This is a genomic window from Mycobacterium neglectum (assembly GCF_002591975.1).
Classification (GTDB): domain Bacteria; phylum Actinomycetota; class Actinomycetes; order Mycobacteriales; family Mycobacteriaceae; genus Mycobacterium; species Mycobacterium neglectum.
In genome coordinates this window covers 20,896-42,270 of record NZ_NVQE01000005.1, presented here as the reverse complement: position 1 = coordinate 42,270, position 21,375 = coordinate 20,896, and the positions used below count along the sequence as shown (strand labels likewise).

Annotated in this window: 25 protein-coding genes and 1 pseudogene; 14 read left to right on the top strand and 12 right to left on the bottom strand. The window is 67.1% G+C overall.

Annotated elements, in window-relative coordinates; genetic code table 11:
- Nucleotides 1–10: 10 nt before the first annotated feature.
- The gene (locus CSQ99_RS05980) at nt 11–1,186 is read left to right on the top strand and encodes a MinD/ParA family ATP-binding protein (RefSeq protein ID WP_099038141.1); all 1,176 of its coding nucleotides are present in this window, start codon (nt 11–13) and stop codon (nt 1,184–1,186) included.
- 9 nt (nt 1,187–1,195) lie between these two features.
- Here CSQ99_RS05980 and CSQ99_RS30910 read toward each other — a convergent pair whose 3' ends face one another.
- A complete protein-coding gene (locus CSQ99_RS30910; protein WP_099038140.1) occupies nt 1,196–1,354 on the bottom strand; it encodes a hypothetical protein in 159 nt (52 codons plus the stop codon).
- A gap of 48 nt (nt 1,355–1,402) precedes the next feature.
- Between CSQ99_RS30910 and CSQ99_RS05970 the strand changes: the two genes are divergently transcribed.
- Entirely contained in the window at nt 1,403–1,711 is a 309-nt protein-coding gene (locus tag CSQ99_RS05970; protein ID WP_099038139.1) for a DUF4229 domain-containing protein, read from the top strand.
- Nucleotides 1,708–2,742 (top strand): aminotransferase class V-fold PLP-dependent enzyme, encoded by a 1,035-nt coding sequence (locus tag CSQ99_RS05965; protein WP_099038138.1) that lies wholly within the window; start codon nt 1,708–1,710, stop codon nt 2,740–2,742. Before CSQ99_RS05970 ends, CSQ99_RS05965 begins: the two co-directional genes overlap by 4 nt.
- On the opposite strand, the gene CSQ99_RS05960 is transcribed toward CSQ99_RS05965, so the two are convergent.
- Nucleotides 2,731–4,320 carry a sensor histidine kinase gene (locus CSQ99_RS05960; RefSeq protein ID WP_245908739.1) on the bottom strand — a complete coding sequence of 530 codons (1,590 nt, stop codon included), beginning with the start codon at nt 4,318–4,320 and terminating at the stop codon, nt 2,731–2,733. The two genes, CSQ99_RS05965 and CSQ99_RS05960, sit on opposite strands and share 12 nt — an antisense overlap.
- A 104-nt stretch (nt 4,321–4,424) precedes the next feature.
- Here CSQ99_RS05960 and CSQ99_RS05955 point away from each other — a divergent pair, with 104 nt between their 5' ends.
- On the top strand, nt 4,425–4,847 hold the full coding sequence (locus CSQ99_RS05955; protein ID WP_099038137.1) for a response regulator: 423 nt from the start codon (nt 4,425–4,427) through the stop codon (nt 4,845–4,847).
- On the opposite strand, the gene CSQ99_RS05950 is transcribed toward CSQ99_RS05955, so the two are convergent.
- Nucleotides 4,825–5,499, bottom strand: a complete 675-nt coding sequence (locus CSQ99_RS05950) for a response regulator (protein ID WP_099038294.1) — start codon at nt 5,497–5,499, stop codon at nt 4,825–4,827. The two genes, CSQ99_RS05955 and CSQ99_RS05950, sit on opposite strands and share 23 nt — an antisense overlap.
- A gap of 146 nt (nt 5,500–5,645) precedes the next feature.
- Here CSQ99_RS05950 and CSQ99_RS05945 point away from each other — a divergent pair, with 146 nt between their 5' ends.
- Nucleotides 5,646–6,011 (top strand): ester cyclase, encoded by a 366-nt coding sequence (locus tag CSQ99_RS05945; RefSeq protein WP_099038136.1) that lies wholly within the window; start codon nt 5,646–5,648, stop codon nt 6,009–6,011.
- A gap of 11 nt (nt 6,012–6,022) precedes the next feature.
- Here the strand turns inward: CSQ99_RS05945 and CSQ99_RS05940 are convergent, their stop codons facing one another.
- Nucleotides 6,023–7,186, bottom strand: a complete 1,164-nt coding sequence (locus tag CSQ99_RS05940; RefSeq protein ID WP_099038293.1) for a sulfotransferase family protein — start codon at nt 7,184–7,186, stop codon at nt 6,023–6,025.
- Nucleotides 7,187–7,310: 124 nt separating this feature from the next.
- Between CSQ99_RS05940 and CSQ99_RS05935 the strand changes: the two genes are divergently transcribed.
- Nucleotides 7,311–7,886, top strand: a complete 576-nt coding sequence (locus CSQ99_RS05935) for a TetR/AcrR family transcriptional regulator (protein WP_099038135.1) — start codon at nt 7,311–7,313, stop codon at nt 7,884–7,886.
- The gene (locus tag CSQ99_RS05930) at nt 7,883–8,989 is read left to right on the top strand and encodes a DUF1214 domain-containing protein (RefSeq protein WP_099038134.1); all 1,107 of its coding nucleotides are present in this window, start codon (nt 7,883–7,885) and stop codon (nt 8,987–8,989) included. The genes CSQ99_RS05935 and CSQ99_RS05930 overlap by 4 nt, the downstream gene beginning before the upstream one ends.
- Nucleotides 8,990–9,026: 37 nt before the next feature.
- On the opposite strand, the gene CSQ99_RS05925 is transcribed toward CSQ99_RS05930, so the two are convergent.
- Nucleotides 9,027–9,902, bottom strand: coding sequence for a 1,4-dihydroxy-2-naphthoate polyprenyltransferase (locus CSQ99_RS05925; RefSeq protein ID WP_099038133.1), 876 nt, complete (start codon nt 9,900–9,902; stop codon nt 9,027–9,029).
- 71 nt (nt 9,903–9,973) lie between these two features.
- Between CSQ99_RS05925 and CSQ99_RS05920 the strand changes: the two genes are divergently transcribed.
- From CSQ99_RS05920 to CSQ99_RS05900, 5 genes and pseudogenes are all read left to right on the top strand, one after another.
- Nucleotides 9,974–10,192 (top strand): hypothetical protein, encoded by a 219-nt coding sequence (locus CSQ99_RS05920; RefSeq protein ID WP_099038132.1) that lies wholly within the window; start codon nt 9,974–9,976, stop codon nt 10,190–10,192.
- Nucleotides 10,193–10,198: 6 nt separating this feature from the next.
- Nucleotides 10,199–10,975, top strand: a complete 777-nt coding sequence (locus CSQ99_RS05915) for an S-methyl-5'-thioadenosine phosphorylase (protein WP_099038131.1) — start codon at nt 10,199–10,201, stop codon at nt 10,973–10,975.
- The gene (locus CSQ99_RS05910; RefSeq protein WP_099038130.1) at nt 10,972–12,033 is read left to right on the top strand and encodes an NAD-dependent epimerase/dehydratase family protein; all 1,062 of its coding nucleotides are present in this window, start codon (nt 10,972–10,974) and stop codon (nt 12,031–12,033) included. The genes CSQ99_RS05915 and CSQ99_RS05910 overlap by 4 nt, the downstream gene beginning before the upstream one ends.
- Nucleotides 12,034–12,922, top strand: a pseudogene (locus tag CSQ99_RS05905) (alpha/beta hydrolase). It abuts the gene before it with no gap.
- 13 nt (nt 12,923–12,935) lie between these two features.
- Nucleotides 12,936–14,054, top strand: a complete 1,119-nt coding sequence (locus CSQ99_RS05900) for an NAD(P)H-dependent flavin oxidoreductase (RefSeq protein WP_099038129.1) — start codon at nt 12,936–12,938, stop codon at nt 14,052–14,054.
- A gap of 84 nt (nt 14,055–14,138) precedes the next feature.
- On the opposite strand, the gene CSQ99_RS05895 is transcribed toward CSQ99_RS05900, so the two are convergent.
- The 7 genes from CSQ99_RS05895 to CSQ99_RS05865 form a co-directional block, all read right to left on the bottom strand.
- On the bottom strand, nt 14,139–14,984 hold the full coding sequence (locus tag CSQ99_RS05895) for an LLM class flavin-dependent oxidoreductase (RefSeq protein WP_176560892.1): 846 nt from the start codon (nt 14,982–14,984) through the stop codon (nt 14,139–14,141).
- 229 nt (nt 14,985–15,213) lie between these two features.
- Nucleotides 15,214–15,636 carry a hypothetical protein gene (locus CSQ99_RS05890; protein ID WP_141562650.1) on the bottom strand — a complete coding sequence of 141 codons (423 nt, stop codon included), beginning with the start codon at nt 15,634–15,636 and terminating at the stop codon, nt 15,214–15,216.
- 70 nt (nt 15,637–15,706) lie between these two features.
- Nucleotides 15,707–16,156, bottom strand: a complete 450-nt coding sequence (locus tag CSQ99_RS05885) for a nitroreductase/quinone reductase family protein (protein ID WP_099038126.1) — start codon at nt 16,154–16,156, stop codon at nt 15,707–15,709.
- Between the two features lie 72 nt (nt 16,157–16,228).
- Nucleotides 16,229–16,873 (bottom strand): response regulator, encoded by a 645-nt coding sequence (locus CSQ99_RS05880; protein WP_099038291.1) that lies wholly within the window; start codon nt 16,871–16,873, stop codon nt 16,229–16,231.
- Nucleotides 16,870–18,156: a sensor histidine kinase gene (locus CSQ99_RS05875; protein ID WP_099038292.1), complete on the bottom strand. Its 1,287-nt coding sequence runs from the start codon at nt 18,154–18,156 to the stop codon at nt 16,870–16,872. The genes CSQ99_RS05880 and CSQ99_RS05875 overlap by 4 nt, the downstream gene beginning before the upstream one ends.
- Before the next feature lie 87 nt (nt 18,157–18,243).
- Nucleotides 18,244–19,269, bottom strand: coding sequence for a sensor histidine kinase (locus CSQ99_RS05870; RefSeq protein WP_099038290.1), 1,026 nt, complete (start codon nt 19,267–19,269; stop codon nt 18,244–18,246).
- Nucleotides 19,259–19,954, bottom strand: a complete 696-nt coding sequence (locus CSQ99_RS05865; RefSeq protein WP_099038125.1) for a response regulator transcription factor — start codon at nt 19,952–19,954, stop codon at nt 19,259–19,261. The genes CSQ99_RS05870 and CSQ99_RS05865 overlap by 11 nt, the downstream gene beginning before the upstream one ends.
- 102 nt (nt 19,955–20,056) lie before the next feature.
- Here CSQ99_RS05865 and CSQ99_RS05860 point away from each other — a divergent pair, with 102 nt between their 5' ends.
- Together CSQ99_RS05860 and CSQ99_RS05855 are read left to right on the top strand one after the other, a co-directional pair.
- Nucleotides 20,057–20,713, top strand: a complete 657-nt coding sequence (locus tag CSQ99_RS05860) for a glycosyltransferase family 2 protein (protein WP_099038289.1) — start codon at nt 20,057–20,059, stop codon at nt 20,711–20,713.
- The gene (locus CSQ99_RS05855; protein WP_099038124.1) at nt 20,710–21,375 is read left to right on the top strand and encodes a TIGR04282 family arsenosugar biosynthesis glycosyltransferase; all 666 of its coding nucleotides are present in this window, start codon (nt 20,710–20,712) and stop codon (nt 21,373–21,375) included. Before CSQ99_RS05860 ends, CSQ99_RS05855 begins: the two co-directional genes overlap by 4 nt.

Sequence of the window (21,375 nt, the reverse complement as noted above, 5' to 3'; positions counted from 1 at the left end):
AGCATTCAGCGTGTCTGACAATCCCGCGCACAGCGCTGCGGATCGTCTCGGCAAGGACCTCGAAGCGGATGCCGTTTCGTACAAAAACTCTGCTGGCTCAACTGGATTTCGTGGCCAGAATCGGTTCACCGACCCGGCGTTGGACGTACCGCCGGACTGGACCGCGCCGACCCCACCCCGCGGATTGCCGCTGAAGCCGACACCGCTGGAGCCGACACCGCCGGCCGATGCAGGGTTGATCGACGATCCGCCGCCCTATCTGGACCTGTCCACCGTGGCACTGCTCGGTCAGCGCAGACGGGCGCCGTCGGAGGGCTGGCGCAAATGGCTGTATCTGGCGTCGTTCAAACTGATCAACGTCGGTGAAGGGCCGAAGGCCATCCACCGTGACGCCCTGATCGCGCAGGTACAGCAGCCGCTGCGGGGCTGCCACCGCATCGCCGTCCTGTCGCTCAAGGGCGGCGTGGGCAAGACGACCGTCACCGCCACGCTCGGCGCGACGCTGGCGTCGGTACGCGGTGACCGCGTCATCGCCGTCGATGCCAATCCCGACCGAGGCACTCTGAGCCAGAAAGTGCCGCTGGAGACACCCGCAACGGTGCGGCACCTACTGCGCGACGCGGAGGGGATCGAGGCCTACAGCGATGTCCGCGCGTATACCTCGCAGGGCGACAGCCGCCTGGAGGTCCTGGCGTCGGAAAGCGACCCCGCGGTGTCCGAAGCATTCAGTTCCGAGGACTACACCCGCACGCTGGAGGTGCTCGAACGGTTCTACAGTCTGGTGCTCACCGACTGTGGCACCGGTCTGATGCACTCGGCGATGGCGGCGGTACTGGCCAAGGCGGATGCGTTGATCGTCATCAGCTCCGGGTCGGTCGACGGCGCACGCAGCGCATCGGCCACCTTGGATTGGCTGGATGCGCACGGGCACCAGGAGATGGTGCGCAACTCGGTCGCGGTCATCAACGCCGTGCGGCCGCGATCCGGCAAGGTCGATATGAGTAAGGTCGTCGATCATTTCAACCGGCGGTGCCGAGCTGTGCTGCAGGTGCCGTTCGATCCGCACCTCGAAGAAGGCGCGGAGATCAGCCTCGACCGACTCAAGCCCCAGACGCGAGAGGCGTTGCTCGAACTGGCGGCGGTGATCGCATCGGGTTTCGGAGGCACGCGGCGCGACCCGCTCTGAGACCGGGGACTACCTCGGCTTGCCTTCCGGGCCGAGACGGCGCAGGAACTCCGGATCGTCGTCCGGGCCGATCGTGCGGGGCTGCGGACGAGTCGCGTTCGCGCGCATCAGCCGTAGGCCCACGTAGACCAGGCCGGCCAAGACAAGAATCGCGAACAGATAGACCACAACAAACCTCCTTGTTCCGAATATACGCGCCATCGGTAGGCTCGGCCCGTGTCTGACAGTCGGCCAGGAACACGGCTCGTAGCCGACCTGGTGGTCTACGTCTTGGCCCGGTTACTACTGGTTGTCGCGTTGACCGCAGTGATCTGGGGCGCCGGCCACCTGCTCGGGCTGCGGGACTTTCCCATCGTGGTGGCACTTCTTTTCGCCATGGTGATCGCGTTGCCGCTGGGCATCTGGATATTCGCGCCGCTTCGCCGTCGCGCGACCGCCAGCATCGCCGTCCTCGACCAACGGCGCCGCACGGATCGCGAGCAACTGCAGGCCAGGCTCCGCGGCGAAGAGCCGCCCACCCCATGACACGGGAAGCATTCGGCGCCGAGTTCCTCGGGGCCGATGGATTTCTCAATTCGCCCACCTACGGTCTACCGCCGCAGTTTGTCGTCGACGCGATGCTGGACTGCATCGGCAGGTGGCAGAACGGGACCATGGATGTCCCGTCGTTCGACGAGCACGTGGCGGCCGGACGGGCCGGCTATGCCGCGCTGACGGGCGTTCCCGTCGCCTCGGTGGCGATGAGCAGCACCGTCTCGGCTGCGCTGGGGCTGGTGGCCGCGGCGATCCCCGACGGCGCCAGGGTGGCCACCCTGGGCGGTGAGTTCACCAGCACCACATTTCCGTTTGCCGCCCAGGCGGGTCGCGGCGTCACTGTCACCGAGCTGCCTGCCGACGAATTGGTGACGGCCGCAGCCGATTTCGACGTCGTCGCCGTGAGCCTGGTGCAGTCCGCCAACGGTGCGGTGCTCGACTTGGACGACCTGCGCGCGCACGTGGCGGGGACCGAGACCCTGACCGTCATCGATATCACGCAGGCGCTCGGGTGGAAACGCGTCGAACTGGACTGGGTCGACGTCACCGTCGCCGCGGTCTACAAGTGGTTGATGTCGCCGCGGGGTACGGCGTGGATGTCGTTGAGCGACAGAATGAATCGCGCCATGACACCTCACGCTGCCAACTGGTATGCCGGTGAAGAGCCGTGGCAGACGATTTACGGGCTGCCTCTTCGGCTGGCCGACGACGCTCGCCGGTTCGACCTGTCGCCGGCGTGGTTCAGCGTCCTTGGCGTCGGACTCGCCATGCCGTGGCTGGCGTCGTTGGACAGCGACGCAGTGCAGGGGCATTGCCTAGGGCTGGCCAACCGCTTGCGGGCTGAACTGGATTTGCCGCAGCAGGATTCGGCGATCGTCTCGCTGCCGATCGAGGGGGCAGCGGCAAAACTCCAGCGGGCCGGCCTGCGCGCTTCCGTGCGTGCAGGGGCGATCCGCGTGGGCTTTCACCTCTACAACAACGAGAATGACCTGGACCGGTTGCTCGACGCGCTACAGGCCTAGCGGCTCGGCGTCGACCGGGATCGTGGCGATCAGCCTCGTTCCGCCTTCGGGCGGCCCGATGATCTCGAGCCGGCCGGCGAGTGCCTCAACACGGTCCTTGAGCCCGATCAGGCCGGTGCCACCCCCGACGACGGCGCCGCCGACTCCGTCGTCGCTGATGTCGAGACGAAGGTCGCCGGTCTCGGTGGTCGCACGCACGCTGATCTCCGATGCCTTGGCGTGTTTGGCAGCATTCGTCAGTGCCTCTGCCACAACGTAATACGCCGCGACTTCGACCTGTTCGGGCAGCCGGGAGTCGATGTCGACGTCGAGAGCGACCGGCACTGTCGACCGGCGTGCGAGCGCCTTGATGCCCGGTCCGAGGCCGCCCCGCGACAAGATGGCCGGATGGATACCGCGCGAGATCTCCCTGAGGTCGGAGGAGATCGCGGTGAGTCCGGCGGCGATGTGCGCAACCTGTTCGCGTAGCGCCGGCTGGTCGGCCGGGACGGACTCCTCGACGCCGCGGACCTCGAGACCGAGCGAGACGACGCGCTGCTGCGCACCGTCGTGCAGATCGCGCTCGAAGCGTCGACGCGCCTGGTCGGCCGCGGTGACGATGCGTGCGCGTGAGGCGGTGAGCTCGGCGCGGGTCTCGGCGTTGGCGATCGCGATCGCGATCAGATAGGCGAAGTCGCGGATGCGGTGTTCGGTGTCGGTGCTCAGCCGTTCGGTTCCCGCCGAGCCGACGATCAATGCGCCCCACATGCGGTCGTCGACGATGATCGGCGCGCCGACCGCGGACGTCAGACCGAGCCGACGGATGCGGTCCGCGGTCGGGCCCGTTGCGCCGTCGTAGGTGTCCATCCGCGCCGGCGCACGCGTTCGGTAGATCAGCGCAGCCACGTTGTCTCCCTCCATGGGGAGGAACTCGCCTCCTGGCAAGATCGGGTCGCCGTTGTCGTCGCGGGCGCCGACCACGACGTGGGCGCCCTCCTTGACGTAGCGCACCAGAGTGACGTTCTGCACCTTGAGACCACGGGACAGTTCCGCCACTGCCGTCGGGTAAATCTCCGCCGGGGATACGCCCCGCGCGACCAGCGTCGCCACCCGACGCAGCGCGGCCTGCTGTTCGGCCAGCGCGCCCGCCATCGCCGCGGCGCGATCCGCCTCGTGCCTGCGGTGCTCGGATTCGATCGCCCGGATCCTGGCCTGCCTACCCAGGATGTTGGCGGACAGGGCCACGGGCAGGAACACCAGGAGCGCGACGAAGTCCTTCGCCTCGTCGGGGAAGAGCACCCCGGAATCGGCGACGTGGAAATAGAAATAAACGACGGCGCTCGCAATCGATGTCGCCAACGCGAGCCCGAAACCCCAGCCCGCGGAGATGACGAGGACGCCGAGCAGGAAGATCGCCCCGTATGCCTCGGGGCCGACCTGCTTGAGGCGGTAGACCAACAGCGTTTCCGCGGCGATGAACGCGACCGCCACCGCGACGCCCACGCTCAGCGGTGGGGTCGTCGGCCGCACCAGGGCGGTGAGCAGTCCTCGAGGCAGCGACGACGGCGCCAATCGCCGCATCGTCGGCGCATGCTTCATGTCGTCGTCACCACTGTTGGAAAAACGTTTACGGCACCGTCGAGATTCCAGTTATCCGCAATGCGGGGTCCGGCAATCGTTGGGCACGCTGAAGGAATGTTGCTATGGGTGCGGCCATGCGCTGCCTGATCGTCGACGACAGCCAGAGCTTCCGCAGCGCCGCGCTCGACATGCTCGAACGCGCAGGCATCGCCGTGGTCGGCCTCGCGTCGAACAGCGCCGACGGGCTGCGCTGTTACCGGGACCTGCGCCCGGACGTCACCCTCGTCGATGTCGATCTCGGCGACGAGAGTGGGTTCGACCTCGTCGAACAGCTCTGTGCTTGTGGCGAATCGCAAGCATTGCCGGTGATTCTGATCTCGGCGCACGCCGAACAGGACCTCGCCGAACTGATCGCCGACAGCGCCGCAGTGGGATTCCTGTCGAAGATCGCTTTGTCGCCTCGGGCGATCGTGGAATTGGTGAATAGACATCACAGTGGCAACGAGGCTGGGAACCAGCAGGTCAGCGCGCCTCCAGAAAGGTGATCACGGCACGGACCCGGCGGTGGTCGTCGCCGGTTTCCGGCAGGTCCAGCTTGGCCAGGATGCTGCGGACGTGCTTCTCGACGGTGCCCTCGGTGACCCACAACCGTCGTGCGATGCCCCCGTTGGAGCGGCCCTCGGCCATCAGCGCCAGCACCTCCAGCTCGCGCGCACTCAACATGGCCAGTGGATCGTTGCGCCGACGGGTCGACAGGAGTTCGGCCACCACCGCGGGGTCCACCACGGATGCCCCCCTGGCGATGCGCATGAGGGTGTCCAGAAAGTCGCCGACATCGGTGACGCGGCTCTTCAGCAGGTAGCCGACCGGGCGATCGCCGGTGAGAAGTTCCATCGCATGGTCGACCTCGACATGGGCGGAGAGCACGAGGATGCCCGTTTCCGGCGATTCGGCGCGGATCGCACGGGCCGCGTCGATGCCCTCGTTGCTGTGCGTCGGCGGCATGCGGATGTCGACGATCACGAGGTCGGGCCGGTGCGCAGCCACCATTGTGAGCAGCCCCGCGCTGTCGGCGGCCCGCCCAACGACCTGAAAGCCGGACCGATCCAGCAGGCTGGCCAGCCCTTCTCGTAGCAGCACGTCATCGTCGGCGACGATCACCCGCGCCCCGGCCGTCTCGGATCCATGTGCTGCCACCGCTACCAGCACACCTCACGGCATGGCCGTCAACAATGCAGCTAGCGGGCATCGGATGGTTGGGATGGCGGGATATCGCTGCGTCAAGTGAGCTTGATCACAGCAAACTTTGCTTAGCTTCGGCGGCGACGGGGTAGTAAACCCGCATGACTTCTACGGAAGAGCGTACTGAGTCTGCGAAAGAGCTATACGGGCGCTGGCTGAACGAGCTGTGGGCCGGTCAACCTGTCGCGTACGAATTGGTGTCCGAGGATTTCGTCGGCCACTGGCCGGACCGTGAGGTGCACGGGCCAGACGAGTTGGCCTCGATCATCGACAAGACCAGGACGATGCTCGCCGACCTGAGGTTCGTCATCGAGGTGGAGCCGATCGTCGACGGGGATCGGCTCGCAGCCCGCTGGATCGGTACCGGGGCGGCGCCGGACGGGCCCAAGCGATTCATCGGCAACGACATCCTCAAGTTCGCCGATGGTCGCGTTGTCGAGTACTGGACTGGTACCTCAGAAGGCTGACGTTGGTGCGGTCACGACAGAAAGCGATCGGTGTACGGCTTGAACCGGTTTCGCAAGTCTTCATCATCGAGGCCGAACATTTCAGCGGACGTGGCGATGCGCCCGAGGCGACCGCGCTCATGTCCGGCCAGGTAGCCCTCGATCGCCGCCCGCGCATCGGCACGTAGCGGTTCTCCAGCGAGGTCGTAAATCCTTGAGGCGACGCCCATTTCGTCGGCCATGAAGTCGTCGAAGCGGATGTCGATCGATCGCTCGGGCGGCAGAACGTCGCGATCGCGAACCAATGCGTTGAGCATCAGTTCCAGACGATCTGTCCACGTCGCTGCGATCTCCTGCACGGGCACCGGGTAACGGTGCATACGCGCGCTGTAGGTGAGCATCGCGAGCATGGAAAGCACGACCGGCACCGGATCTCGGTGTGTACAAACGACAATCACGCCTCCGAAGACCGCGTTCAATACGGGCAGCTGCTCGAGGTGCTGGGGCGACTTGAGCAGCCAGCGTCGCCCGCCGCGAAGGAACTGCAATGCCTTCAGCTCAGTGGCGAGGTATTCGTAGTGCGTCGTCTGATCGTGTGACAGGTAGTAGTCGCGCCACTTCGGCACGTGCCCCAGGGTCTCGAACAGCATCGTCGAGAAGTCGTTGGCCAGTAGTTGAATCTCCTCATGCACGTGGTCGGTGGTCATCTCGTGCATCAGCGCGAAGCGGGGCATCACGAGGTTCATCACCTCCACCGCGACGTCCATCCGGGTCCGGCGGGGATCCGGTTCGACACCCACCTCCGAGGGCAGCGGGAAGGGTTCGTTGCTCTCCCAGTACGGGATCGTGCGGAACGTTGGCGCGGCGGCGAGCAGGTTGTGCAGGTGCGTGGTGCCCGTGCGGGGCAGCCCGGCGATCACCACCGGTGGCTCGAGCTCGATATCGCAGATCTCCGGATGGCGGGACAACAGGTCGGTGAGCAGCAGCCTGTTCTTCAGCCATTGCAACAGTTGGGCGTGAAAATTGACGACGCCCATGTCATGCATGCCGGAAATGCCCTGCAGTGCATCGAGGTACACGTCGAGGCGTTCGCGGTAGTCGTCGGAGCCGAAATCGCCGAGACCGGTCTCGGCGGCGGCCTTGGTATGCAGCGCATCGGCGTCGAGCGGGCAAGCGGCCGCCATCGAGCCCATCATCTGTCGTAGCGGTTCGGCCTCGGGCGAGAAGCGGGGTTCGGCGAGATCGTCCAGTTCGACGATAGGCGGCTCGAAGTCGGCTGCGATGTCGGTCACGGCAACTTATGTTACTTTCAGTTTCATAATGATGGTTGAAATTGGCCGACCCCGCGATCCCCGGATCGACAGCGCGGTTCTGGATGCCGCGGCGGAGTTGCTTGGAGAGACCGATTACGCCTCGCTGTCTGTCGACGCGATCGCACGGCGCGCAGGCACGAGCAAGCCGGCGATCTATCGTCGGTGGCCCAGCAAGGCGCACCTCGTGCACGAGGCCGTATTCCCGGTCACGGAGTACACCGAGCTTCCTTCGACGGGAAGCACGCTCGGCGACGTGCGCGAGATGTTGCGCAGGACCTTCGCCCTCCTGACCACCCCGGCTGCGTTGGCGGCGCTGCCGGGCCTGGTCGCGGAGATGGCCGTGGACCCCACGCTGCACGCGGCGCTGCTCGAACGTTTCGTCGACGTCCTGTCCCATGGGCTGGACGATTGGCTGGAGACGGCGCGCGACCGTGGCGAGGTTCGTCCGCAGGTCCGTCCCGACGATGTGATCGACGCGCTCGCCGGCGTCATCTTCCTTGCTCTCATCACCCACCCCGAGACGCTCGACGAGGCCTGGATGGACCGCACCGCCGAATTCATCGCGAGAGGGATCAGCGCATGAGCGAGCACGAATCCGCCGCAGCCTGGCGTGAACTCCTCGAGACGCTCGGCAGTCTGGACCAGACCTTCCTCGAAGGCGACCGCGCGGTGACCGATGATCGGCACATCGCCGACGGCTATCGCATGCTGGCGACCACGCTCGGCGTCGCGTTCGACACCTACCTGTTCGCCGATCCCAGCCGGCCGCTGTGGGTGGAGATCAACTCTCCATTCCGGCCGGACCGCCGCTGGGGCGGCGACAATACCGACGCTTACTACTTCATGTGCCCGGTCGACCCGAACCGGCGCTATCGGATCAGCGGGAACGCCGGCGACAGCGTCTACTTCTCGGTGACCGCATACAACGAACCGGCGCCGGGCGCGTGGTCTGACCGGATCGTCGCGATCCTGCGTGACGACGATCTCGACATCGATGCCGACGGCAACTTCTCCTTCGACTTCGGACCGACGCCGGAAGCGGCGGTGCTGATGACACGTGACTACCAGGGCGACCCCAAGACCGGGCGTCCGGTGAAGTGGCACATCGAGGCGCTCGACGAACCAGACACCTTCCGGCACGGCGACGCCGAGACCGCGACCGCTCTGCGTTCCAGTGCGGCGTGGTTGCGCACGATGTTCGCGATCCTGCCGCTGGCCGTGGGGGTGCGCAGCGAGGATGCGCACTCGCTGGGCCACGAAATTTCCTCGACTGCAAATGAATTCGCGGAGCCTTACCAGGTACCCGACGCCAACTTCGGCTGGTCGGCGCGCGACGCCTGCTATGCCTACGGCAGTTTCGTGCTCGAGGACGGCGAGGCGCTCGTCGTCACCCATCGGCCCCCGGCATGCCGATTCTGGAACCTGGTCGTGTGGAACCAGTTCATGGCGACTCCCGGTGTCGCCGATGCGCGCAGTTCGGTCAACGGCTACTCGGCGGTGCCCAACGCGGATGGCTCGATGACGGTCGTCATCTCACGCGGTATGACTGAGCACCCGAATTCGATTACCACGCTTGACTATCCACGCGGCAATCTCGCGTTCCGCTGGTTTTTGGCCGACGACGTGCCGGCTAAGCCCGAGGTGGCGCTGGTGAAGGTGTCCGACGCTCCGACGGCCGTCAGCTAGTTGCGAATCGGGCGCGCTCATCAACCTTGACGGTTGATCAGCGCGCCGAAATCGCGAGTGACAATGCCACCGCGACCGCCCAGACGAGCATCGTCAGCCCGGTGTCGCGCAGGACCGGGATCAATTCCTTGCCACCGAGACCTTTTCGCACGGGGGCCGCGGCCCGCACCGCCAGCGGCAGCGCCACCAGGCCGACCGCCGCCCACGGTGTCGCGAGCATCAGCACCAGCGTCAGGACGAACGCCGCGGCCATCAGCCCCTGGTACAGCAGCCGGGTCCGCGGATCGCCGAGGCGTACGGCCAGCGTGATCTTGCCGGATTCCTTGTCGGTGGGGATGTCTCGCAGATTGTTGGCCACCAGCACCGCCGACGACATGCAGCCCATCGCGACGGCCATCGCGCCCCCGATCCAGTCGATCCGCAGCGCCTGCGTGTACTGGGTGCCGAGCACGGCGACGAGGCCGAAGAACACGAACACCGCGACCTCACCCAGCCCGAGATAGCCATACGGTTTGGAGCCGCCCGTGTACAGCCATGCGCCGGCGATACACAGCCCGCCGACGAGAATCAGCCACGGGGCGCTGAACCACGCGAGCGCGAGTCCGGCCGCGGCCGCGATGGCCAGGCTGATCACCGCGGCGGTCAGCACCGACCGCGGCGTGGCGACCTTTGACCCCACCAGCCTCAGCGGCCCCGCCCGCACGTCGTCGGTGCCGCGGATGCCGTCGGAATAGTCGTTGGCGTAATTCACCCCGATGATCATCGCGACCGCGACAACCATTGCCAGCAGGGCCTTCCACCAGCACAAACCGTGCAACCAGGCGGCCGCGCCGGTGCCGGCGATGACCGGGGCGATCGCGTTGGGCAGTGTCCTGGGCCGGGCGCCTTCCACCCACTGCGCGAAACTGGCCACGAATGCAAGTCTTGCACGATGGTTGCTTTCGTCCGTGAGTCCGGCACTCCTAGCCGTGGCAGACTGATCACATGGAGGAGCGACTCAGTAAGACCGAGATCCGCAAGGACGCAATGCAGGAGATCGTCGGGTCGGGCGCGTCGACCGTCGGCGACGTGGCTTCGATCATCACCACCGCAGTCAAGGACGTCGCAAACGCCATCGGCGGTTTCGCGACCGACGTATTCGAAATCCGCGACGGGGCTCGGCGTGCGTCGCGGCCGGTCGAGGACGAAACCCCGGGCGAGTAGCGGCCCTTGCTCGGAGTCATCGGCGGCAGCGGGTTCTATACCTTCTTCGGGTCCGACGCCCGCGCCATCAACCTGGACACTCCCTATGGCGAGCCGAGTGCCTCGATCACCGTCGGCACCGTCGGCGCCCATGAGGTCGCCTTCCTGCCACGGCATGGCGCCGGGCACGAATTCTCGCCGCACACCGTGCCGTACCGCGCCAACATGTGGGCATTGCGTGCCCTCGGTGTCCGACGGATCTTCGGACCGTGCGCGGTCGGCAGTCTGACCGCGGAGCTTGGTCCCGGCGCAATGGTGGTGCCCGACCAATTGGTCGACCGCACCAGCGGTCGTGACGACACGTATTTCGACTCCGGCGGAATCCACGTCGGGTTCGCCGACCCGTACTGCCCGACACTGCGTGCCGCCGTGGCCGACCTGCCCGGCGTGGTGGACGGCGGCACGATGGTGGTGGTGCAGGGGCCGCGATTCTCGACTCGGGCCGAAAGCCGATGGTTCGCCAACCAGGGGTTCAGTCTGGTCAACATGACCGGATACCCGGAGGCGGTCTTGGCCCGTGAGCTCGAAATGTGTTATGCGGCTATCGCTTTGGTGACAGATCTGGACGCGGGTATCGACAGCGGAAGCGCTGTTCGGGCTGTTGACGTCTTCGCCGAGTTCGAACGCAACATGGTGCCGTTCAAGAAGCTCATGCACGAGGCTATCGATCGAGTTTCCCTCGAGCAGACGTGCACGCACTGCCAGCCGCACGAGGGTGTCCAACTTCCCATCGATCTGCCGTGAGAGTTCTGCTGACCGGTGCGGCCGGGTTCATCGGGACCCGGGTCGGTGCCGCGCTGCGCGACGCGGGCCACGACGTCGTCGCCGTCGACGCGATGCTTCCCGCCGCGCACGGCCACGGCGCGGAGCCGCCGCCGGACTGCCAGGTGCTCGACATCCGTGACGCGTCCGCGCTGGCGCCACTGCTGGATGGCGTCGACGTGGTGTGCCACCAGGCGGCCGTGGTGGGCGCAGGGGTGAACGCAGCGGACGCACCCTCGTACGGAAGCCACAACGATTTCGGCACTGCGGTCCTGCTCGCCGAGATGTTCGCCGCGGACTGCAGGCGGCTGGTGCTGGCATCGTCAATGGTGGTCTACGGCCAGGGCCGATACGACTGCGCCGAGCACGGCCCGGTCGACCCACTGCCGCGCGCACGGGCCGACCTCGACGCCGGGGTGTTCGAGCACCGCTGCCCGATCTGCGGTGCGACGGTTGCCTGGCTGCTGGTGGGGGAGGACGCGCCGCTGCGGCCGCGCAGCCTCTACGCGGCGAGCAAGACCGCGCAGGAGCACTACGCGCTGGCCTGGTCCGAAGCCAGCGGCGGCGCGGTCGTCGCGTTGCGCTATCACAATGTGTACGGTCCGCACATGCCGCGTGACACCCCCTACTCCGGGGTTGCGGCGATCTTCCGTTCGGAGCTGGAATCGGGAGACGTGCCAAGGGTTTTCGAAGACGGCGGCCAGATGCGGGACTTCGTGCACGTCGACGACATCGCGGCGGCCAACGTGGCATCGGTGGAAACCGCGCGCGAGGGATTCGACGCGTTCAACGTCTGCTCCGGTCGGCCGATCTCGATCATGGAGGTGGCGTCCGAATTGTGCGACGCACGCGGTGCCGCGGAGCCGCCCCGGCGGCGACATCAGGCTGCCGCCCCGGTGGTCACCGGGCAGTACCGCAGCGGCGATGTCCGCCACATCGTCGCCGACCCTGCGAAAGCGGCGCGGCTGCTGGGATTTCATGCGGCGGTCGATCCGCGCGACGGCCTGCGCGAGTTCGCGTTCGCACCACTACGGGTATAGATGCAGCGCTTCGCGGTCGTTGTCGCTATCGTCGCGCTCGTGGCATCGGGTCTGCTGGCATTGGTGTGGTCGCAGCAGCGACGGCTGATCTACTTCCCGTCGCCGGGCCCGGTGCCGCCCGCGGCGGCGATGTTGCCCAACGGCCAGGACGTCGTTCTCGAAACTGACGACGGAATCCGTTTGGGTGCTTGGTATTTCCCAGTGCCCGGTGAGGCGGCCCGCAGTGCTGGTGTGCAACGGCAACGGCGGCGACCGCTCAGATCGCATCGAGCTGGCCGCAGCGCTGAACAGGATGGGCCTTTCGGTATTGCTGTTCGACTACCGCGGCTACGGCGGCAACCCGGGTAAGCCTTCCGAAGACGGGACGGCGGCCGATGCGCGTGCCGCGCAGGCATGGCTGGCGGCACAGCCCGGCGTCGAGAAGATCGTGTACTTCGGCGAATCCCTAGGCGCCGCAGTCACTGTCGGCCTCGCGGTCGATACGCCGCCCGCGGCATCGGTCGATACGCCGCCCGCGGCCTCTGTCGATACGCCGCCCGCGGCCTCTGTCGATACGCCGCCCGCGGCGGTGATCCTGCGGTCGCCGTTCACATCCCTGCCCGACGTGGGCGCGATGCACTACCCGTGGCTGCCGGTGCGGTGGCTGCTGGCGGACAGGTATCCGTCGATCGATCGGATCGGGTCGGTGCGCGTGCCGGTCATGGTGATCGCGGGCGATCGCGACGACATCGTTCCCGCAGCCCTGAGCAGACGACTCTATGACGCGGCCAACGAGCCCAAGCGGTACGTGCTGGTGCCGGGGGCGGGACACAACGACCGCGAACTGCAGGACGGGCACCAGATGCTCGCCGAGATCGACGGCTTCCTGTCGGCGACAGGTGTCACCTAGTAATACTGGTGGGATGAAGCCCGCTATTTGTGAGCAGTTCGGCATCGATTTTCCGCTCTTCGCGTTCAGCCACTGCCGCGACGTCGTCGCTGCCGTGACCAACGCCGGCGGGTTCGGCGTTCTCGGCGGAACGGCCTACACGCCCGAGACCCTGGACCAGGAGCTGGCATGGATCGACGACCACGTCGGCGGCAAGTCGTATGGCGTCGACCTGATCGTGCCTGCCAAGTTCGAGGGCAAGGGCGAGAACCTGGCGCGAGGCGAGTTGGCCGCCCGCATCCCCGAGGACTATCGCGGATTCATCGCCGACCTGCTCGCGGCGCACGACATCGAACCAGAGGCGTCGCCTCGGACGGGCCCGTCGTTCCTGTCCGGTGACACCGGCAAGGACCTGCTCGAGGTGGCATTCAGTCATCCGATCAAGCTGATCGCGAATGCGCTGGGCGTACCGCCGGACTACATGATCGACGCGGGCAAGGAGCGCGGGGTTCCCGTCGCGGCGCTGGTCGGCGCCAAGGAGCACGCAGTCAAGCAGGTCGCCGCGGGAGTGGACTTGATCGTCGCCCAGGGCACCGAGGCCGGCGGGCACTGCGGTGAGGTGACGACGCTGGTGTTGATCCCGGAGGTTCTAGAGGCGATTGGCGACGCGGTACCGGTATTGGCGGCCGGCGGGATCGTCACGGGCAGGCAGATGGCGGGCTGCGTCGCGATGGGGGCCGCCGGAGCGTGGACCGGGTCGGTGTGGCTGACGACCGAGGAGGCCGAGACGGCCCCCCACACCGTGCGGAAGTTCCTGGCCGCATCGTCGCGCGACACCATTCGCTCCACGGGTCGCACCGGCAAGCCGGCCCGGCAGCTGGTGTCCGACTGGACCGATGCCTGGCAGCCGCACGAGGGCGGCCACCAGACATTGCCGCTGCCGCTGCAGTCGATGCTGGCCGAGCCGGTCATCCGCCGCGTCGATGTGCTTGCGGCGCAGGGGCATCCGGGTGCCCAGGCGTTGGCCACCTACTTCGTCGGGCAGGGCGTCGGGCTGATGAACAAGGTGAAGCCGGCGCGCGAGGTCGTGCGCGAATTCATCGAGGACTACCTGGCCGCGACGGAGCGGCTGAGCAACTCACTGCCGGACTAGGGGCGGCGCACCAACGCACGCTTGTCGTACATGAAACGCGACAGACCCCGCGGACAACCGTGCGCTCGGCGGCGGTTCGGCCGATCAGCGTATCGGCGGCCCAGCGGCGATCCGGTTCTTCAGCTCGGCTGGCGAGAGTTCGGAGCCGTCTTGGAACCACCAGGTGGCCCCGGCCTGTTCAAACTCTTCGGCACGTGAGGCCGATGGTGCTTTGGCGTCATTCGGCGTCCAGATCGCGATGTCAGCGTCGGGCCGCCCGCCGTTGTCGACGAACTCGGCGCGTATCGATTGGAGCTCAGTCGGTGTGGGGAGCCGAAAGTCCTCCGTCTCATCGCGAATCTGCGGGAAGAGTCCATGGGCTCCGTGTGCGCCTCGAACCGGGCCCTTTCGCGGCCAGAACCCGCTGGTCCACACTGGAACGTCGGTGGGCGGAAAGCGGACACCGGTGGCCTTGTAGTACGGCCCGTCATGTTCGACGGGCTCGCCGGAAAGCAACTGATGAAGCAGCGCGGCGCCATCGTCGAGCTTTGCTGCGAGTTCTGACCGCCTCGAGCCTTCGCCGAAACGTGTGTAGTCCCAGCCGACTCCGGTACCCAGCCCAAGGATCAGCCGTCCGTTGGACAGCGACTGCAGCGTGCTCGCTTCGAGTGCGAGTTTCGCCGGTCGGCGCCGCGGTAGTGGAACGACCATCGGCCCGAGGCGAATCGTGCTGGTCGCCTGGGCTATCGCGGCCAGCGCCACCCACGGATCGGCAACCGGAGGGTCGTAGTCGTCCGGGCTGAGCAGATCCCACATGAAAAATCCGTGCCATCCTGCGGTTTCCGCGGCGATCGCCAGATCGCGAAGGACGGCAGGCTCTCCATATGGGCCGAACGACGGGACATAAATTCCGTAACGCATCAACAGCTCGAACCGCTGTCGAGCGGACATTATTCCGCGATCAGTCGGGGTCCGGATTGAGCTCATCGGCCGCCGCGAATTCCGTTGCCATGTTCGGCAGTGGGCGCGTAGATGTCCATGCGCCGGCCTTGGGCCCGTTGGGGACAAAGCTCATTGGGTCAATAAATAGATCGGCGCCGACACCGAGTGTCGGGTCGTCACACGCTATTTCGACGAGATCGCGTGACATATCCCGACACTCGATGTCGGTCAGCAAGGACTACGGAACCTCGACGCAGCCCACACCGGGAACACAACCGCCCCCACCACCCGGGCCGCCGCCGCCTGACGGGCCGCCGGGGATCGTGCCGCCGCCTCCGCCGGGACCGCCACTGCCCGTGGGGCCACCGGGAATCGTGCCGCCGCCGCCATCCGGGCCGCCGCCCCCGGTGGGGCCGCCCGGGATCGTGCCGCCGCCACCATCTGCGCCGCCACCGCCGGTGGGTCCACCGGGAACCGTGCCAGTGCCACCCGGCGCGGCAGTCGTCGCCGGAGCGGTGGTGGTCGTTGTCGCCGAAGTCGATTCGGTCGTGCTGGTGGTGCTGGTCGATTCGCCTTCATCGCCACCGCCGCAGCCGACCATCAATGTCATTGCGGCGGCGCCACCGAACACGGCGACTGCGGTTCTTAGCTGCTTGTTCACACTTCCTCCGTTTCCTCCCGACGCGGGGGGACTACCCGCACAAGTCAGGTCGAAACAGGAGGTGCCACGGTCACCCCGCGAAGGCGATCCGCACCGAGATCGGGTCACTCTCCATCGCGCGCATCGTCAATGCGGTCGCCGACTGCCCGAACCGTCCGCCGCCGCCGAAGCTGCGAGCTCGGGAGCGCACATCGTCATCTGGTTCGAAAGTTGCAGTGCCGGTGCGCCATTCGTTGTTCACCCGCACTCGGACATTCGGGTTGGCGGCGATGTTGTGTGCCCAGCCGGCGCGGCGGCCGTGTTGAGAGATGACCCACAGGTCGTTGCCGTCGATACGGCCGGCCAATGGCACCCGGCGCGGTTCTGACGACTTGCGACCGATGGTTTCGAGCTCGACCACCAGTGACGAACGGATGCCAAGGCGGTCCAGCGCCGTCACCAACGGGTTCATCACGATACGACCCATGTTTCGCTCGAACCGGAACTTGCGCCGCGCCTTGTCCACACTCTTCGTTGCCATGGTTAGCGACGATAGTAGAACGATCACTCAAATACTAGGGCTGGCGAGTAAGACGCAGGTCACACGGGTCGTCTAGCCGCTGAGATATGCCAACACGGCCAGCACCCGGCGGTTCTGTTCGAGATCGGGTGGCAGTGTCAGCTTGGCGAAGATGTTGCGCACATGCTTCTCGACCGAGCCGTCGGCGATCACCAGGGTGCGGGCGATGTTCACATTGGAACGACCCTCGGCCATCAGCGCGAGCACTTCGCGCTCGCGCGGGGTCAGCTCCTTCAGCGGGTCGTTGCGACGGCGACGTACAAGCAGTTGGGACACCACCTCGGGGTCGAGCACCATGCCGCCGGCGGCCACTCGACCCAGCGCGTCGAGGAACTCGGCGACGGCCGCGACCCGGTCTTTCAGCAGATAGCCGACGCCGCCGACCCGGTCGGCCAGCAGGTCGTCGGCGTAGGACAACTCGACGTACTGAGACAACACCAGCACCGGGGAGCCGGGGACGCGCTGGCGGGCCTCGACTGCGGCGCGCAGGCCCTCGTCGGTGTGCGACGGCGGCATCCGGACGTCCACGACCGAGATGTCCGGGGTGTGCTGCTCGATGGCGTGCACCAGCGACGGTCCGTCGCCGACCGCCGAGACGACGTCGTGGCCGTTCTCCGACAGCAGCCGAATCAGTCCTTCCCGCAGCAGGACTGAGTCATCTGCCACCACGACTCTCAGCACGGCAGCTCCACCTTGATCTCGGTCGGCCCACCCGCCGGACTGACGACGGTGAGCGCACCACCGGTGGACGTCACCCGATCGGCAAGTCCGCTCAGGCCGTGCCCCTTGGCGACGTGCGCACCGCCACTGCCGTCGTCGACGATCTGCACCGCCAGCCGGCCAGGCCCGTTGGCGACCGTCACCCAGCAGTTGGTCGCTCCGCTGTGCTTGGCGACGTTGGTGAGTGCCTCCGAGACGGTGAAGTACGCGGTGTTCTCGACAGCCGCGTCGAGCCGACCGTGCGGTTGGCCGAGATCGGCGTCGACCACCAATTCGACGGGGACGGTGCACCGGCCGGCGAGTGCGGCCAACGCGCTGGGTAGGCCGCGGTCGGCCAGCACCGGTGGCGCGATCCCGCGGGAGAGCGCGCGGAGCTCGTCGAGCGTTTCCCGGGTTTGGTCGACCGCCTCGGCCAGGGTGCCCCGCAGCGCCTCGGGATCGCTATCGAGCTGTTGCTGGGCCCGGCCCAGGTCCATCGCCAGTCGGACGAGCCGCTGCTGGGGACCGTCGTGCATGTCCCGCTCCAGCTTTCGCAGCGCAACCGCCTCCGCGGACACCGCCGCGGCCTTCTGGTCGGTCAGCACGGTGATTGTCTCGCGCATCTCGGCGACCCCGGTCAGCAGAAGGCGACTGAATCCGGCCTGGGCCAGCGCGCATAGCCGCATCACCGCCGGAAGAGTGACCAGGCAGACCAGCCCGATGGCCGTTTGAAAGGCGATTCTGGCGAACGCGCTGTCGCCGAGCCCGATCAGCTGGGCGAGCGATTGGTTGTCCGGTCCGCGCGGAATGCTCCAATCCCACGCGACGGTGAACGTCCCGCCGATCGCCGCCGCCCACCACGTGACGGCGACACAGAAGGTGAACACCGCGATCGGAAAGAGCAGGAGGGCATGTGCGACGTCGAGCCAGCCCTGAGTCTGTGCCAGCGGTGTCGTGATGCGGTTCCAGATCCCCTCGCCCGCTTGCGATGTCCGATAGGTCGGCCGGGTCCGCGGTCGGCGAAGTATCGCCGGTATGCGTAGTCGCTCGATGTCGGCGAGCAGTCGCGCGACCAGCACGGTCAGCGCCAGCACGGGCAGGCCGACGACGACGACCAGCAGGCCGACTCCGGCCGACAGCCCGGTCACGATGATGACGAAGCCGACGACCGCGAGCGGGAATCCACTGAGGAGATAGCCGCTGTCGCCGGCAAGACGCCGGAGAAGGCCATCGCGTTCGGGCTGCGCGGGGGCGGCGGTCATGTCGTTCACCCTAGGCAAGTGTCAGGGTCGGACACATCCGGTGTGCTACCCGATCGACGGTAGGGCCATCCCCACCATCGGTGGACCTCAGTCGTCGGCCGCCAACGGCAACCGCACCTCGAACCGTGCGCCGGTACTCAGATTGTGCGCCGACAGCGTGCCACGGTGGGCCTGAACCAGACCGGCCGCGATGGCCAGTCCGAGTCCCGATCCGCTGGGGAGTGACGAATCCGCTCGCGGGACACGGTTGTTGGAGCCCCGATAGGCGACGTCGAACACCCGCGGCAGATCCGCCTCGGAGATGCCGACGCCGGTGTCGTCGACCCGGGCCCACGCGCCGTTCTCGTCAGCGCCGAGTGCCAGCGAGACCTGCCCGCCCTGAGGGGTGTGCGCGATCGCGTTGGCCACCAGGTTCGACAGCACCCGGACCAGCGCGCGATCGCTACCGACCACCCGCACGGGTTTCGAGGGCAACTCGGCCTTCAGGTGCACACCGGCGCGCTCAGCGGCGATCCGGTGCGCGGCCAAAACGTCGTCGACCACCTCGTCGAGTGCCACCTTGTCCAGCGCGGGTTGTATCGCGCCGGCGTTGATCTTCGACATCTCGAACAGATCGTCGACCATCTCGGCAAGCCGAATCGATTCCTGTTCAATGGTTTTGGCGTGTACCTGCACCTCGGATTGGGGCACCACGCCGTCCGCGATAGCCTCGGACACCGCGCGGATCCCGGCCAACGGCGTGCGCAGGTCGTGGCTCACGAAGGCCACCAGACGGCGGCGCGACTGCTCTGCGGCCCGTTCGGAGTCACGGATCTCCTGCTCCCATACGGTGCGGCGGGCCTGGTACCGCGCCAGCATCACCGCCGCGGGAATCGTCACCACCGAGACGATGACCAGCACAACCGCCGTCTGCTCGAACGTCTCGGTAACCATGAACCCGCTGGCGCCAAGGACTCCGGTGAATGTCGCCAGGACGGGGATCAGTACCAGCGCCACCATGCTGACCGCCAACGACCACGACCGGGCGAGCCGGATGATGATCGCGCCCGCCAGCACAACGGGCACCGAGCACGCCAGCGCCCACGAGGCGATCTCCCATAAATCAGTCGGCATGAGCTCGCTGCTCGTCACTGCTCCAGAGGTAGCCGCGGCCCCACACCGTCTGCAGTCGATGCGCGTCACCGAGTTTGGACCGCAGTCGCTTCACATGCACCGTCACCGTCGAAAGGTCACCAAAGTCCCAGCGCCACACCTGCTTCAACAGTTCCTCGCGGGAGAACACGGCGTCGGGATGAGTCAGGAAGAACGTCAGAAGGTCGAACTCGCGGTTCGTCAGCGACACCGCCTGCCCGGCGACGGTCACCGACCGGGCGGCCGTCGACACGCTCAAATCGCCGACGGTGATGTCGAGCGCCAATGGGCCCGTCGGCGTGGGCGCGCGGCGCAGCACCGACCGCACCCTCAGTGCCAGTTCGCGGGGGCTGAACGGCTTCGTCAGATAGTCGTCGGCGCCGGCCTCCAGCCCCGCGATCCGGTCGTCTTCCTCACCGAGCGCGGTAAGCAGGATGACCGGGATCGCATAGTCGCCGCGCTGCCGCAGGCTGCGGCACAGGGTCAGCCCGTCCGGGCCGGGCATCATCACGTCGAGCACCGCGACGTCGATGCGCTGCGAACCGAGCAGCCGCAGGGCCTCGTTGCCGTCGTGGGCGATCGCGACTTCGAGGCCGTCGCGCTCCAGGTACCGGCGCACGACATCGCGGACGACGGTGTCGTCGTCGGCGATCAGCACCCTCGTCACACCACCGAGGTTAGCCTCGTAAACCCGCGACCTGCGCCGACGTCATGGTTTCGTCACGGATCGCCTGGTTAAGCGCCTGCAGGAGTGGATAGCCTCGGGTATATGCCCGACTGTCCCGTCACGGTGGTGCTGCCGTGCCTCAACGAGGCGGCGTCACTGCCGGGCGTGCTGGCGGCCATCCCGCACGGGTACCTGGCCCTGGTTGTCGACAACAACAGCACCGACGGCACCGCTGACGTAGCGCGACGCCACGGTGCGGACGTGGTGACCGAAACCCGTCCGGGCTATGGATCCGCGGTACACGCCGGGATCGTGGCGGCGGCGACGCCGATCGTGGCGGTCATCGACGCCGACGGTTCGCTGGACCCGCGCGATCTGCCGAAACTCGTCGGCGACCTCGAACGCGGAGCCGATATGGCGATCGGACGGCGGCGCGCCGTCAAGGGACTCAAGTGGCCGTGGCATGCCCGCGCCGGGACCGCGGCCGTGTGCTGGCGGCTGCGAAACAAGCATGGCCTGCCCGTGCACGACATCGCCCCGATGCGGGTGGTGCGCCGCGATGCGTTGTTGGGGCTCGGTGTGGAGGACCGCCGGTCGGGGTATCCGCTCGAACTGCTGGTGCGGGCGGCGGCCGCGGACTGGCAGGTCGTCGAGCGCGACGTGGATTACGGGCCGCGAACCGGCGGGAGATCCAAGGTGAGCGGGTCGCTGCGCGGCAGTGTGGTGGCGGCCATGGACTTCTGGCGGGTGATCTCGTGATTCCGGTGGTCGCACTCGTCGTCGCGAAGGCACCGGTGCCCGGACTGGCCAAGACACGTCTGGCCGCTTCGGTCGGCGATCGATGCGCCGCCGCCATCGCGGCGGCGGCGCTGCTGGACACCCTTGACGCGGTCGCCGCCGCACCTGTACAGGCACGGGTGGTGGCGATGACGGGAGATCTCGATGCCGCCGCTGCATCCGACGAGATCCGCAGCCGCCTTGCCGCGTTCACCGTCGTGCCGCAGCGCGGCGACGATTTCGCCGAGCGCCTCGCCAACGCCCATGTCGACGCGGCGGCAGCGGCAGGTAACCGAAGGGTGCTCCAGATCGGCATGGACACACCCCAGGTGTCGGCCGAGATGATTGTCGAATGTGGGACCGAACTCATCGGCACCGATGCGGTGCTGGGACTGGCTGACGATGGCGGATGGTGGGTGCTTGGCGTTTCGGATGCGTCGATGGCCGACTGTCTGCGGGAAGTGCCGATGTCGCGGCCCGACACGGGTGCGCTGACCCTGGCTGCGTTGTGTGCGAAGGGATTTCACGTGGACCTTGTAGCCGAGCTGGCCGATGTCGACACCGTCGACGACATCGATGCGGTGCGGCAGATGTGCGCGGCCGACAGTCGGTTCGTCCGTGCCACTGCGGGGGTGATGCACTGA